We start from the raw sequence: 14923 nt of genomic DNA on the forward strand, positions 1-14923 counted from the left end.
GATGCAACGCCTCGCTGGGTATCGTTTGAAGGCTCGAAAAAAAGGTCGGACCCGTGTTGATTCGGGTCAGACTTGTCGATAGTTGTAATACCAACGAAGAAAATAAGCTCTGGGGGGTATCCGATGGCGGGAAAATTCAAGGCGATGCTGCTCTGTGCGGCGGCAGCGGGCACCTGCCTGCCGGCGACGCTGTATGCGCAGACGGTTCCGGCCCAGCCCGAACCGGCCAAGCCGTCCGCCGCCCCCACGGTCAGCCCGTCGGATACCATGAGCGCGCCGGCATCGGCGGCGGAGACAACTGCCGTCGCTGACGCCGCGGTCGAGGAAGACGCCGAGACGATCGTCGTCACCGGGTTCCGCGCCAGCCTCGAGGCGGCCATCGGCCTCAAGCGCGACGCGATCACGATCCGCGACTCGATCGTCGCCGAGGACATCGGCAAGTTTCCCGAAGCGAACATCGCCGAGGCGCTGCAACGCATTCCCGGCGTCGAGCTGCTGCGCGACGGTAACAGCAACGAAGGGTCGACCATCCAGCTGCGTGGCCTGCCCAGCACCTTCACCGTGACCACGTTCAACGGCTCGGCGGTCTACACGACGTCGGGCGGCGGTATCGGCAACGCCTCGCGCAACTTCAACTACGACGTGTTCCCGTCCGAGCTGTTCGGTCGCGCCGACGTCTACAAGGCACCGCTTGCCGAGCTGACCGAGGGTGGCATCGCCGGCGTCATCGATCTGCGCACGCCGCGGCCGTTCGACCAGAAGCAGGAATTCACCGCGCGCTATGCGGCGTCGGTGAACAACAACTCGCAGTCGGGCAGCAACAACCCGCGCGGCAACGCGCTGGTCAGCTGGCGCAAGGGCAACTTCGGCATTTTGATCGCGGCAGCGGGGGCGCGGACCACCAACGGTCGTGCAGGCTTCCAGTCGACGGGCACCTATTCGGCATCGACGACCAACGCCGCCGACCGCGCCGCTGGTGCCATCCCGAGCCCGATCGCCGGCGCGGGTGCCCCCGAGCCTCTCAACTTCCCCTACAACATCGGCAACACCTACAATTATAACTTCGCTGCACCGGGGATTAATCTCAACGGGTTGACGCAGCAGCAGGTTCGCAACGCCATCCTGCCCCGCTTCTTCATCGTCGGCGTCGGCAGGAACGAGCGCGAGCGCTTCGGCTCGTCCGGTGCGCTGCAATTCAAGAACGACAGCCTCGATATCAGCCTCGACGGGCTTTATTCGGTCGTCAGCGACGAGAACCGAAATGCCGACATTCGCTGGCCGATCCGCGACTCGGTCAACGGCACGCCCGCCAACGCGACCAATCAGCTGGCGCTGATCCCGCTGAACGTGACTGTCGATGCCAACAACAACCTGCAGGGCACGCTCGGGAACGTTCAGTTCTTCTCGAACTCCGGCTTCAACGAGGCGAAGACCAAGTACAAATATGGCGCTTTCAACATCGCCTATAAGGCAACCAACTCGCTGAAGGTGTCAGGCCAGCTGGCTCTCAGTCAGAGCCGGGGGCGGCGCAACGATGTCGGCCTCAGCATGGACTCGCGCCAGGCGCGCCAGACCATCACGATCGACACGACTGACCCGGTTTTCCCGACGATCACCACGACGGCCAACCTGCTCGATCCCGCGACGTACTTTGCCAACGGTACCACGGCGGCCAACGGCACGGTCACGGGCGGACCCGGCTATTCGGGCAGCTACCGCGAGGAGGAAGACCGGCTCAAGTCGGGGCGTCTCGTCGTGGATTGGGACTATGGCCTGTTCGGGGTCGATGGGCACCTGAAGACGGGCTTCAGCTACAACGAGAACACCAAGATTCTCGAGAACCGCGCCACGAACAACCTCTACAACAGCATCACGATCCCCGGTGTCGGGCCCTATGCGACGGCGACCCTTGCGCAGCGCAACGCCTATATCACCAGCTTCCTGAAGCCCTTGAGCACGCGCGACTTCGTGCCGGGTGCTCCGACGACGCTGCCGCAGGAGTTCCTCGCCTTCACCCCGGACTTTGCCTACGACACGCTCGATGCGGTCAATGCCAACCGCGCCGCGCCGTTCAATCTCGGCAGCACGTATCGGGCGACGGAGACGATCAAGGCGGCCTTCATTCAGTCCGACTTTATCTTTGAGGTCTTTGGCCGCCGGGTGCGGGCGAACGCCGGCGTGCGCTATGTCGACACCAAGTCGGACATCGACAACAACGTGCTCGTTGGCGCCGCGTTCGTCCCGAATAACCGCAAGGGCAAGTATACCGCGTGGCTGCCATCGGCGACCATCACCTATGACCTGACCAAGAACCTGATCGCGCGCGCCGCTATCGGCAAGACCTTCACGCGCGCGGCGATCCAGAATATTGCGGCGAGCATCTCGCTGCCGGCAGGCGGCGCAGGCAACCTTCTGCTCACCGCGGGCAATCCCGATCTCCAGCCCGAATATTCGAAGAGCCTCGACGGCAGCCTGGAATGGTACTTTGCGCCGGGTGGCATCCTGAGTGTCGCCTATTACAAGAAGACGATCACCGGGCGTGCCAACACCTCGACCGAGTTCATCCCGTTCAACGAGTTGGGCATCCCGGCCGGGATCTTCACAGCGAACATCCAGGCCCAGCTGGCGGCCGACCCGACGACGCCTGTCGAGGTGCGGACGCCGATCAACCTCGACCGCTACACGCTCAACGGCATCGAGATCGCGTACACGCAGCAGTTCAAGTTCCTGCCGGCACCATTCGACGGCCTTGGCGCGTTCGCCAGCTTTACCCGGGTCAACACGCAGGGGCTGTGCCGGATTTTCCCGTCACGCGTTGGTGATGCAGTCACCTGCAATTCGGCATTGGCTTCGCGTAACAGGCTCCTGCAGAACCTCGTCCTCGACCTGAACGACGTGCCCGACACGACTTATCAGCTCGGTGCCTATTACGAGAAGGGCAAGTTCGCGACGCGCGTGACCTATAACCACAAGAGCGAGGTCGCGACGGTCGGTCAGGGCAGCGTGACTGATATCGGGTTCCAGCGCATCAACAATGCGCGCGGCTATCTCGACGCGACGGTTTCGTACCGCTTCGCCAAGTGGCTCGAAGTGCGCGTCGACGCGGTGAACATCACCAACACCAAGACCTACGACTTCTTCCGCAACGTCTACGGGCTCTACGGCGACGAGCAGTCGCGCGTCGAGGGCGCGACGCAGAACGGCCGGATCATCACCGCGGGTATCCGCGGCAGCTTCTGACCGGGGGGCGGGGGCAGCGGGACATGCGGGTCTCGCTGCCCCCGTTTGCGTGTCAGCGGCCTGCTGTCTTCCACAGGCGGCGCAGCGTGTGCGCGGCGAGTTTCGGGCGGCGGTCGCGGGTGAAGACGCCCTTGTGGTTCAGCGCGCCGACGCGGGTGACGCTCTGCGAGGTGCGGAAGTCGGCGAAGGCCCAGGGGTGGGTGCCGACGATGAAGGGGAAGGTCTTCGCGACCTCGATGTACATCTCGATCATCTCGGACTGATATTCCTCGCTCCACATCTCGGCGGGCTGGGCATGCATACCGGCGACGGCGTCGGCGCCGAATTCGGTGATGATGACCGGCTTGCCCGGCATGCGTTTGCGGATGTCGTTGATGGCACCCACCAGCGCCCCGCGCGCCTTGTCGAGCTGCCCGACCAGATAATACCAGCCGCCGTACTTGTTCGCGCAGATGACGTCGCCCAGCTCGAGCCATTCGTCGGGGCCATAGTCATGGCCGACCAGGGTGACCGGGCGGGTCGGATCGAGCGTTCGCGTCAGGCCGATCACCGACTTGAAGAAGCGCACGCCGGCCTCGACCGCGCCGGGCGTCTCCACGTTGTGGGTGTTGAAGGGCTTGGTCTGCGGTTCGTTGGCGACCGACCACAGGATGACGCACGGGTGGTTCTTGTCGCGCGACACCAGCGCGCGCATCTCGTCCTCGAGGCGCAGGCGGCGCGCCTCGATCGTCGCGGGCGGGTCGGCGAACACCAGGCTGACGCCCGAACTCTCGTCGATGACGAGGAAGCCGAGCTCGTCGGCGAGCATCATCGCTTCGTCGCTATACGGGTAGTGCGAGGTCCGGAAGCTGTTCGCGCCTAGCCATTTCATCAGCTCGAAGTCGCGGACGATCGACGCAACGTCGAGGCCGCGGCCGTGGACCGGAAAATCCTCATGCTTGCCGAAGCCGCGCAGGAACACCGGCTTGCCGTTGAGCAGCAGCCGGTCGCCATCGACGGCGACAGTGCGCACGCCGATCTTCATCCGGTATTCGTCGAGCAGGGCGGGGTCCTCGAGGCGGACCGACAGCGTGTAAAGGTGCGGGTCCTCGGGGCTCCACAGGCGGGGGTTGGCGATGCTCAGGCTGCCGCTGCCCCTGCCGTCGCGGATCGCGATGGTCGCGGTGCTGCCGCCTGCCGAAACCTTGGCCTTGCCGGTCCATGTCGTGCTCGTGGCGACGTCGATCGTCACCCGCCCGCTAAGCGTCGTGACCACGGTGATATCGTCGACGCAGACCTCGGGCATCGTGCACAGCAGGACCGGGCGATGGATGCCGGTGAAGGGGAAGAAGTCGTAAGTGGTCTGCGGATAGTGCGTCACCGTCATGGCGAAGCGGCCGGTATCGGGCACCGCGGGCGAGCGCTCCAGCAGGAGCTTGTTCTCGACCTGCACGGTCAGGCGATTTGGTCCGTCGAACAAGACGGCGTCGGTGATGTCGATGACGAACGGTAGATGCCCGCCGACATGCCCGCCGACCGCCTTGCCGTTGAGCCAGACCTTGGCTGCGTACTGCACCGAGCCGAAGCGCAGGACGATCCGCTGGCCCTTCAGCGACCGCGCGACGTTCAGGTAGGTCTCGTACCAGGCGGTTCCGGTATAGTTGCGAACGTCGTCGAAGATTTCGTTCCAGCTGGCGGGCACCGGGATCAGGCGGAACTGCGCCAGCCCGTTTTCCCAGCCCTCGCGCTCGCCGATGTCGGACGGATCGGTGCGGAACCGCCAGACGCCGCCGATCTCGCGTGTCGTGCGCGTGACGCTCTCGTGCGGGTAGAGCAGGCCGCCGCTGGCGCGGCGGGTGCCCGGCTGCGCCGCGCGGGCAGGGGCCACGAAGGGCAGGGAGGTCGCGACCGCGGCACCGCCGAGCAGGGTGAAGGCGCTGCGGCGGCTGACGGCGTTGTTCGCTACACGCTCGCGGAGTGTCGGCAGAGCGTCGTGTGTGTCCATCATTGCCCCCGGGATGCCAGCGCCATTCGCGCGGTTTCTGGTATGACTCATATCCCGTCAAACTCAGATTGGTAAGACTGGATTGAACATGCAGCGCCGTGTAGGTTGATCGAATGACCCGCTCACTTGCGCCGGATGCAGCTTCCGACGGACCCGTTCCAGCCACTCGACGTGACCTTCTAACGATGCTGGCGGCGGGCGGACTGCTCGGGGCGGTGCCTGCATTCGGGCAACCGCGCCGGCCGCACATCCTGTGGCGGAACGGCTGGAACCTCAACAACATCGGCGACATTGGCCATGTCCCCGGAGCGCTGGCGCTGCTCAAACGCTACGTCCCCGAAGCCCGCGTGACCCTGTGGGCGAACAACGACTTGGTGTTTCGCGGCGACCTGGCGAAGGCCGCCGGGTTCGACGACGGCACGGTCGATGCGGGGCGCATCCATCGGCGCATCATGCCCGACATGGGGCTGGTCACCGGCAAAGTCGACGCACAGGGTCGCGGCGACAATCCGGCGCTGGAGGCCGCGGTGGCGAGCGCCGACATCATGGTCATCGGGTCGGGCGCAGGGGTGCTCGAAGCGGCGGCGCTCAACGCCTTCCGGCGCCGGACGGGCCAGCCGACCGGCATGTTCGGCATCACCACCGACCCTTTCAACTTCACCTACTTCGAGGCAGGATCGGCGGATCGCGAAGCCCTGCAGCAGGCGAACTTCGTGTTCACTCGCGAATGGACGTCGTTGCGCGTCTTGGCGGGACAGGACGTCGACGGGCCGGGAGGCGCGCAGGCCGACGATCCGGCGACGCCGGTCAACGAGGCGATCAACCGCGTGGCCGTGTCGCTGCCCGGCATGCGGTCAAGACCCGCGTTCGTGCCGGACACGACCTTCGCCTTCACCGCCCGCGACGACGCCGCGGCGCTGGCGTGGATGCAGGCGCAGGGGCTGACGGCGGGCCGCTTCGCCTGCTTCGTGCCGCGCTACCGCTGGACCCCGTACACGACGCCGACGCGGCAGGGCAATTCCCGCGCCGTCTACAACGCGCTCTACACGCGCGCCGATCACAGCAAGCTGCAGGCCGCGATCGTCGACTATGTCCGCGCCACCGGGCACCATGTCGCGATCGTGCCCGAGACGGTGCAGGTCGTCGGCCAGCTCGATGCGCTGCTCAAGGACGGTCTGCCGCCCGACGTCGCGGCGAAGGTCGTGACCATGGACCGCTACTGGCTGCCCGACATGGCGGCGTCGCTGTTCGCGCGGGCGACGGTCGTGGTCAGCATCGAGAACCACTCGCCGATCCTGGCGGCCGCCGCCGGCACCCCGTTCGTCATGGTTCACCAGCCCGAGGACTCGTTCAAGAGCGACATGTTCACCGACATCGGGCTCGGCGACTGGCATATCCGCGACGTGGGCCGTGCGAGCGGTGCCGACGTGTCGCGCGCGGTGATGGGCATCGTGCGCGAGCCCGCCGCCGCGCGGCGCAAGCTGGCGCGGGCGATGACACAGGTCGAGACGCGGCACCGCGCCGGCATGCTGACGCTGCGGCGGACGCTGGGGCTGCGCTAGGGCTTCAGCCCCAGCAGCGCGCGGTTGAGTGCTGGGTCGCTGCCGCCCGCGAAGTCGTCGAAGGCGCGGGTGGCGCGGCGGATCATGTGCGAGGCGATGAACGGGGCGCCTTCGCGGGCGCCGTCCTCGGGGTGCTTGAGGCAGCATTCCCACTCGAGGACCGCCCAGCCGTCGTAGCCGTACTGCGCGAAACGCGAGAAGATGCCGGTGAAGTCGACATGTCCGTCGCCGAGCGAGCGGAAGCGGCCGGGCCGGTCGATCCAGTCCTGAAAACCCCCATAGACGCCCGAGCGGCCGGTCGGGTTGAACTCGGCGTCCTTGACGTGAAACATGCCGATGCGCTCGTGGTAGATGTCGATGAAACTCAGATAGTCGAGCGCCTGCAGCACGAAATGGCTGGGATCGTAGAGGATCCTGGCGCGGGCATGGCCGCCGACGGCGCCCAGGAAACGCTCGTAACTGACCCCGTCGTGCAGGTCTTCGCCCGGGTGGATCTCGTAGCACAGGTCGACGCCCGCATCCTCGAACGCATCGAGGATCGGCCGCCAGCGCTTGCCAAGTTCGGCGAAGCCCTCCTCGACCAGCCCCGCGGGGCGCTGCGGCCAGGGGTAGAGGAACGGCCAGAGCAGCGCGCCCGAGAAGGTCGCGTGCGCGGTCAGGCCCAGGCGGCGGCTGGCCTTCGCCGCCAGCTTGACCTGCTCGACCGCCCAAGCCTGGCGCTCGACGGGCTTGCCGCGTAGCGCCTCGGGCGCGAACCCGTCGAACGCCGCGTCATAGGCGGGGTGGACCGCGACGAGCTGGCCCTGGAGGTGCGTGGACAGTTCGGTGATCGCGACGCCGTTCTCGGCGCAGATGCCGGCGATCTCGTCGCAATAGTCCTGGCTGTCGGCAGCGCGCGCGAGGTCGATGCAACGCGCGTCCCAGCTCGGGATCTGGACGCCGACATAGCCCGCGTCGGCCATCCAGCGCGTCGCCGACGCGAGCGTGTCGAACGGCGCCTCGTCCGACATGAACTGGGCGAGGAAGATCGCGGGTCCGCGCATCAATTTGCTCCGATCGTGGCGGCGGGCTTGCGACGTTCCATCAGCCAGACGACGCCGAACACGACGAGAAGGATCAGCGGCAGGACGGCAACGAATTCGAAGCTGCGCGCGGCGGCGTCGCTCTCGACCTGCGCGAGGGCCGCGCCCTGCAGGCCCGCGAGCGCATCAGCGCCCCCGGCGAGGTCGATCTTCGCGGCGTCGTAGATCGCGCCGAGACGCGGCAGCACGAAGTAGATCGACAGCGCGCCCGCCGAGCCGACCAGCCCCATCATCCACGACCCGCCGCGCGGGTAGCGTTCGGCGACCGACGCCAGCATCGTCGGCCACATCACGCAGACTCCGGCACCCCACACCGTCGCGGCGAGCATCGCGGTGACGGGCGAGTCGGCGCGCGACAGCATGAACAGGCCAATGGCAGCGAGCAGGCTCGACACCCACAGCAGCCCGGGGTTCGACAGGGTATGCGCGAGCTTGCCGGCGAAATGGCGCAGTACGAACATCAGCGCGCTGACATAGACGAGCAGCAGGATCCCGCGCATGCCGACCTTGTGGGTCAGCGCGACGTCGACCCATTGCCCGGGCGCGAGCTCCGACGCGGCGGTCAGGAACATCGCGCCGAACCAGATCAGGAACGACGGGCGGCGGAACACCTCGGTCATCATCTCGCCGAAGGTGACACCGGTTTCCGCGCGCATCGGCGGCGGGAATTTGGTACCGAGCGCGATGACGATGACGAGCACCGCCGGGGTCAGCGTCAGGCCCAGGATCGCCTGCCACGTCAGCGCGTCGGCCAAGAAATAGCCCGCGAGGCCGCCGACGATCAGCCCGGCGGGCCACCAGGCGTGGAGCATGTTGAGGCGGTGCGTCGTGTCCTCGGGGTACAGCTGCGCGGTCAGCGGGTTGATCGCCGATTCCGCGAGCCCCCAGCCGATCCCGCAGATCAGCATGCCCAGCCAGACGACGCCGTGGATGTCGGCACCGTTCGCCATGCGTCCGGCGAGCAGGATGGTCAGCGTGCCGACGATGAAGCACGCGCCGCACGCCAGCAGCATGCGCTTCGTGCCGATCATGTCGAGCAGGGCGCTGGTGATGAACAGGGTGACCGCGAAGCCCAGGAACGACGCCCCCAGCGCCTCGCCGATCAGGCGGCCCGCGTCGGCGGCGGCGACGGGGTCGATCCACTGCGCCTTGATGCCGCTCGCCGTCGCGGCGCGCAGCGAGGCGCTCATCGCTGCGGTGAACAGCGCGAGCACCGACAGCCAGAACAGCCGCCCCCGATGCAGTGATGCAGCTGCCATGGCCTATCCCCTCGCCCGTTCCGCCGCCGCGATCACATCGTCGATGGCGGTCCATTTTTCGGTGCCGCGTGCGTTCGCGACCACGGTTGCGACGAACGCCATGCCGCGCACGCCGTCGTCGATACCCGGATACCAGGCGGCCGCGTCGCCTCGCAGCGCAGCCGCGAAGCCGCGATAAAGATTGGCGAAGGCCTCGATATAGCCCTCGGGGTGGCCTGCAGGAGTGCGGGTCAGAGCGGATGCCTCGGCCGAGACGCCGGGCCCGCCTGTCCGGACAACTTCGAGCGGCCGGTCGAGCCAGCGGATGGTCAGACTGTTGGCGTCGTCGTGCCGCCACTCGATCGTGGCGCGCTCGCATGCGACGCGCAGGCGCAGGCCGTTTTCCTCGCCCGCGGCGATCTGGGTCGCGGTCAGCGTGCCGCGCGCGCCGCCGGCAAAGCGCAGCAGCACCGAGGCATCGTCGTCGAGCCGCCGTCCGGGCACATGCGCCGTAAGGTCGGCGCACAGGGTCTCGACGCGCAGGCCCGTGACATGCTCGGCGAGGTGGAAGGCATGGGTGCCAATGTCGCCGAGCGCGCCACCCTGGCCCGCCCGCGCGGGGTCGGTGCGCCATTCGGCCTGCTTGTTGCCGTCCGCGTCGGCGGGCGTGCTCAGCCAGCCCTGGCGGTACTCGACCGCGACCTGCCTCACCGCGCCGAAGTCGCCGCCGGCGATGCGCGCGCGCATCTCGGCGACCATCGGATAGCCGGCATAGGTGTAGGTCACCCCGTACGCCGCGCCCGACCGAGCCGCGGCAGCGGCGATGTCGAGTGCCTCGCGCAGGTCGAGCGCCATCGGCTTGTCTGACAGCACCGCGATCCCCGCCTCGAGCGCCGCGATCGCCATCGGCCGGTGCAGATGGTTCGGCGTCGCGATGACCAGCGCCTGCATCCGCTGTTCCAGCGGCAGCGCGGCCTCGGCAGCGATCATCTCGTCGAAGCGCGCGTAGGTCCGCGCCGGGTCGAGGCCGAGGCTCGCACCGCTGCGCTCATTGCGCGCGGCGTCCGCGCTGAACGCCCCGGCGACCAGCGTCCACTCGCCGTCGAGACGCGCCGCCATGCGGTGCACCGCGCCGATGAACGCGCCTTCGCCGCCACCGGCCATTGCGTAGCGGATCGGCGGCACGGCCCTAGAACCGCAGCTTCTTCAGGTGCACCGCCGACGCCTCGACCGTCGGCCAATAGGGCGGCGGCGGCTGGTCGTGCTCGACGAAATAATGGACGAGGCCCGCCTGCCGCGACTTCGCGAAGATCGCCGCGAAATCGATCGTGCCCGCGCCGACCGCAACCATCTTGCCGTCGGCGGACATGTCCTTGACGTGGCACAGCGGGATACGGCCGGGATATTTGGCGATGATCGCCGCGATGTCGCCGCCGCCCTTGACCGTCCAAAACAGGTCGAGCTCGATCTTGACGAGCGCGGGGTCGCTCTCGTCGAAAAAGATGTCGAAGGGGCGCCTGCCCTCGATGGCGGCAAATTCGAAGGCGTGATTGTGATAGGCGAAGGTGACACCCGCGGCCTTCGCCGCCGCGCCGAAGCCCGTGAGCTGCCTGGCGAAGGCCTGGCACTGGGCGAGCGTCGAACGGCGGTCCTCGCCGATATAGGGGAGCACCGCATAATCGCAGCCGAGCGTCTTGGCCTGTGCGAAGACCTTCGCCGCATCGGCTTCGAGGTCGGCCATCTGAACGTGCATCGACGGCGCGGTCAGGCCGATGCGGATCAGCTCGGCGCGCAGCACCTTGGGGTCCATCGCCGAATAGGGCGGGCCGCCGAGTTCGATCTCGCTATAGCCCAGCGCCTTCAGGCGACGCAGCGTGCCGAGCGGGTCGGTCTTGGCGACTTCGCGCAGTGTATAGAGCTGGATGCCGAAGCGCTTGAGGCGCTGCGCGGCAACCGCCGGACCACCCATCGCGACCGCCGCCGCCCCCGCCATGCCGCTGAGAAGCGTGCGCCGTGCCAGCATCACAGCTGTCCTTCCTTGAGCAGGTCGGCGGCATGATGCGCCGCGCGGGCGGTGAACGCCATATAGGTCAGCGACGGGTTCTGCGTCGACGACGAGGCCATCGCCGCACCATCGGTAACGAACAGGTTGGGAATGTCGTGCGCCTGGTTCCAGCCGTTGAGCACCGAGGTCGCGGAATCGCGACCCATGCGGATGGTGCCCATCTCGTGGATGCCCTCCCCGGGAACGCGGGTCTGCGCAATCGCCGTCTCGGCGGGGGTAATGTCGGTCGCACCGGCGGCGCGCAGCATCGCCTGCGCGTCCTTGGTCGCCTCGACGATCAGCAGCCGCTCGTTGTCGCCCCATTTGCAGTCGATGACGGGCAGCGGGATGCCCCATTTGTCGCGCTTGGTGGTGCTGAGCGTCACGCGGTTGTCGGCGCGCGGCAGCATCTCGCCAAACGGCAGGAAGCCCATCTGCCACGGCCCCGGCGTGCGGTTGGCAAGCTTGAGGGCCTTGCCGACGCCTGCCGCGCCGGCATTCCAGCTGCTGCGGCCGGCGCCCGCCTGATAACCAAAGCCGCGCAGGTAGGGCTTGTCCTTCTCGCTGAAATTCCCATAGCGCGGGACATAGACCGGGATGGGCCGGCGGCCGCGGTCGTAGACGTCGAGCATGCCGGGCAGGGTGCCGCTCACGTTGCCGCCGATGATGTGGTCCATCAGGTTGCGACCGACTTGGTCGCTGCGATTGGCGAGGCCGTTCGGATTGGCCGCATCGCGCGAGTTGAGCAGGATGACCGCGCTGCCGATCGTCGAGGCGTTGAGGAACACGATGCGCGCCCGGTACACGGTCGCGGCCCTGGTCACGGCATCGATGACGCGCACGCCGGTCGCGCGGCCGGTCCTGGGGTCGACCTCGATAGAGTGGACTATGGCGTTGGTCTTGAGCGTCATGCGTCCCGTGCGCTCGGCGGCCGGCAGGGTGGACGACAGCGACGAGAAATAGGCGCCGAAGCTGCAGCCGCGCGAACACAGCGACCGCGCCTGGCACTGGCCGCGGCCTGCTGCGAGATGCTCCTCGGTCGGCTGGCTGAGGTTGGCGCCGCGGCCGATCACGAGGTTGCGGGTCGGGAATGCCGCCTCGACCTTCGCCTTCACGACCTTCTCGGCGACGTTCATCGCAAAGCCGGGCAGGAACTTGCCGTCGGGAAGGTTGGCGAGGCCGTCGCGGTCGCCGGCGATGCCGACGAAGGTCTCGACCTTGTCGTACCACGGCGCGATGTCGGCATAGCGCACCGGCCAGTCGACGCCGTGGCCGTCGCGCTTGTTCGCCTCGAAATCATCCTCGCACCAGCGGTAGCTGGCGCGCCCCCACATCAGCGAGCGGCCGCCGACATGATAGCCGCGTACCCAGCGGAAGCGATCAGGGTTGACGGTCTCGTAAGGGTGGTCGGCCTCGTTCGCCCAGAACGACTTGTTCGAATTGAACATCGCGTACGCGACGGTCGAATAATACGGGTATTTCGCGGCGATCTCGTCTTCCGGGATCATGTTGACGTCGGGGTGGTCCCACGGATCGACCATATCGCTGTAGTCGGTCGCGGGGTCGATCGTGGGCCCACGCTCGAGCACGAGGACCTTCAGGCCGCGCTCGGTCAATTCCTTAGCCGCATAGCCCCCGGTGATGCCGGAGCCGACGACGATTGCGTCGAAATCGACCGGCATCACAGCGCCCACGCGCGGTCGCCGGGCTTGAAGGGCAGGTTACCGGTATAACCTTCGGGCAGCGGGTCGTAGCGGAGCTCCTGCGACGCGCCGATCTCTGACGTGTAATAGAGGCGGACCGCGAGCGACTTGAGCGTCCGGTAATCCTTCAAGCCTGCCGGGCGCGGCGACGCGAAGGCTTCGGCATCGAGCGCCGACAGCGCGGCGAGGCGAGCGGCCGGCCTGGCGGTCGCGAACGGCGCCCCGGCGCGGCGGTCGAGATCGGCCTGCAGCGCGGCGATCGCGACAAGCAGCCCGGCGCGCGTCTTTGCCGACGCCCAGCGCCCGAGCAGGCCGACGAGGCCGAGATGGACGCCCGCCGCCTTCGCTCCCGGGGTATCGGTGGCGGGGATCAGGGTGTCGACGAACGCAGCGAGAAACGCTGTCTGCCCGGGGGAGACGAACGAACCGGCTGCGGCCGCCGCCCAGGCGCGTTGCGGCAGCACCGTCGCGGCGGCGAACGCCAGCAGCCCGTGGAAGACGTCGCGCCGGCAGAATCCGGTCCTGCTAGTCAAGGCCGCGTCACCACTCATGCAAGTCGATCTCCCCGGAAAGCGGTAAGACCGCCTTTTAATTTCGGTATGACAACTCCCACGCTCATCATCCGCTGTCAACGCGCCAGCGGTGCCGCAGCGAGTGACAGATCGGCGCCCCGGCCCGCCAGATGGGTCCTGCGATAGGCGATCTGGAGGATCACCGCGGCGATCGGGTGAAGGCAGGCGAGCACAATGAAGACAGGCACATAGCCGACGGTATCGAGCGCGCCGCCGACATAGTTGGTGAAGATCGACGCGCCGACCGTGCCGCACATGTTCACCACCCCGACGGCGGCCCCCATGCCCTGGCCACGGAACATGTCGGTGACGAGGATATTGGCGAGAACGAGCCACAGATAGCTCATGAAATAGGCGGTGGTCAGCAGCACCATCACCGTCGTCAAGTCGCGCACGAACGGGATGACCACGACCAGCGGCGCCAGCAGGGCGGCCCCTTGCATGATGCGGATGCGGCTCGCAGCCCCCGATAGACCGGCGCGCGCCACCAGCCGGTCGGAGAACAGCCCGACGACGATCATCGCCAGCGACGCGACCAGCGGCGGGATCCACAGCAACCGCCCGAGATCGGCGAGGCTGAGGCCGAGCTCCTCCTGCAGATAGCCCGCCTGCCAGTAGGAGATGAAGAACCACAGCGGGTCGGAGATCAGCCGCGCGAGCAGGATCCCCCACAGCATCTTGTTGCGGAAGATCGCGGTCAGCTTCGGCTTGGTCTCAGGCACCGCCTGCGCGTCGCGGTAGGTCGGGGGATTGGTGTCGGCGAGGAACCAGATCACGCCGAAGGCGAGGCCGATGACGCCGGGCACCAGGAAGGCGTAGTGCCAGCTGTAGGTCAGCGTGATGTAGACCACGACCGGCATGCAGACGATCGGGCCGACCGACTGGAGCGCGCTGCGCAGCGACCCGACCGTGCCCATCTTCGCCTTCGGAAACCAGCGCACCAGCGCGAACAACGACGCCGGCAACAGCCCAGCCTCCGCCGCGCCGATGATCGCGCGATAGGCGATCAGCTCGGGCAGCGACTTCGCGAAGCCGCAGGCAATCGTCGCGCTCGACCAGATGATGACGAACACCGACAGGGTCCGCCGCGACCCGTATTTGTCGACGAGGTGCCCGCAGATCAGGTAGAAGATCGCGTAGGGGATCAGGAACGCGTTGACGACATAGGAATAATCGGTATCGGTCATCGAGAAGACCGATTTCAGCGTCGTCTTCAGCGCCGAGATATTCTGCCGGTCGATGATCGCGATGATGCTCTCGAGAGACAGCAGCACGAGGATCGCCCACGCCTTGGCCGGAATGCGATCGGCCGGCGCGGCGGGCGGCGCTGCGGTCGCGTCGTTCATTCTCGTGCCTCCCCAGCCACAGGTCTTCGCCCGATCAGTCCACGTCTAAACTGCCGGACAAGTCTTTACAACTCGCTTGCGCATTAGTCAGGCAACTGCCTAGGATGGCCGGAGTCTGGACAAGGCGCGTTTTTGCGTGCGTCAACGACGAG

The 14923-nt window shown here is 67.2% G+C and carries 10 protein-coding genes; 2 read left to right on the forward strand and 8 right to left on the reverse strand.

The annotated features are described in order from the left end of the window. Positions 1 to 123 precede the first annotated feature (123 nt). A complete protein-coding gene (locus tag FMM06_RS03840) occupies positions 124 to 3240 on the forward strand; it encodes a TonB-dependent receptor (RefSeq protein ID WP_143554863.1) in 3117 nt (1038 codons plus the stop codon). 52 nt (positions 3241 to 3292) lie between these two features. Here FMM06_RS03840 and uidA read toward each other — a convergent pair whose 3' ends face one another. Next, complete coding sequence (uidA, locus tag FMM06_RS03845; protein ID WP_235889058.1) at positions 3293 to 5227, reverse strand: beta-glucuronidase; 1935 nt, start codon at positions 5225 to 5227, stop codon at positions 3293 to 3295. 182 nt (positions 5228 to 5409) lie between these two features. Here uidA and FMM06_RS03850 point away from each other — a divergent pair, with 182 nt between their 5' ends. After that, positions 5410 to 6786, forward strand: coding sequence for a polysaccharide pyruvyl transferase family protein (locus FMM06_RS03850; protein WP_143554865.1), 1377 nt, complete (start codon positions 5410 to 5412; stop codon positions 6784 to 6786). On the opposite strand, the gene FMM06_RS03855 is transcribed toward FMM06_RS03850, so the two are convergent. The 7 genes from FMM06_RS03855 to FMM06_RS03885 form a co-directional block, all read right to left on the reverse strand. Then, positions 6783 to 7829: a sugar phosphate isomerase/epimerase family protein gene (locus tag FMM06_RS03855; RefSeq protein ID WP_143554866.1), complete on the reverse strand. Its 1047-nt coding sequence runs from the start codon at positions 7827 to 7829 to the stop codon at positions 6783 to 6785. The two genes, FMM06_RS03850 and FMM06_RS03855, sit on opposite strands and share 4 nt — an antisense overlap. Beyond that, positions 7829 to 9127, reverse strand: a complete 1299-nt coding sequence (locus FMM06_RS03860; protein WP_143554867.1) for an MFS transporter — start codon at positions 9125 to 9127, stop codon at positions 7829 to 7831. Before FMM06_RS03860 ends, FMM06_RS03855 begins: the two co-directional genes overlap by 1 nt. Before the next feature lie 3 nt (positions 9128 to 9130). Beyond that, positions 9131 to 10270: a Gfo/Idh/MocA family protein gene (locus tag FMM06_RS03865; RefSeq protein ID WP_144237071.1), complete on the reverse strand. Its 1140-nt coding sequence runs from the start codon at positions 10268 to 10270 to the stop codon at positions 9131 to 9133. Between the two features lie 25 nt (positions 10271 to 10295). Continuing rightward, entirely contained in the window at positions 10296 to 11129 is an 834-nt protein-coding gene (locus tag FMM06_RS03870) for a sugar phosphate isomerase/epimerase family protein (protein WP_143554868.1), read from the reverse strand. Further along, on the reverse strand, positions 11129 to 12832 hold the full coding sequence (locus FMM06_RS03875) for a GMC family oxidoreductase (protein ID WP_143554869.1): 1704 nt from the start codon (positions 12830 to 12832) through the stop codon (positions 11129 to 11131). The genes FMM06_RS03870 and FMM06_RS03875 overlap by 1 nt, the downstream gene beginning before the upstream one ends. Continuing rightward, a complete protein-coding gene (locus tag FMM06_RS03880; protein WP_185965023.1) occupies positions 12832 to 13386 on the reverse strand; it encodes a gluconate 2-dehydrogenase subunit 3 family protein in 555 nt (184 codons plus the stop codon). The genes FMM06_RS03875 and FMM06_RS03880 overlap by 1 nt, the downstream gene beginning before the upstream one ends. A 95-nt stretch (positions 13387 to 13481) precedes the next feature. Beyond that, positions 13482 to 14771, reverse strand: a complete 1290-nt coding sequence (locus tag FMM06_RS03885; protein WP_143554871.1) for an MFS transporter — start codon at positions 14769 to 14771, stop codon at positions 13482 to 13484. Between the last annotated feature and the right edge of the window lie 152 nt (positions 14772 to 14923).

The sequence above is a fragment of the Glacieibacterium frigidum genome (genome assembly GCF_007097155.1).
GTDB classification, from domain to species: Bacteria; Pseudomonadota; Alphaproteobacteria; order Sphingomonadales; family Sphingomonadaceae; genus Glacieibacterium; species Glacieibacterium frigidum.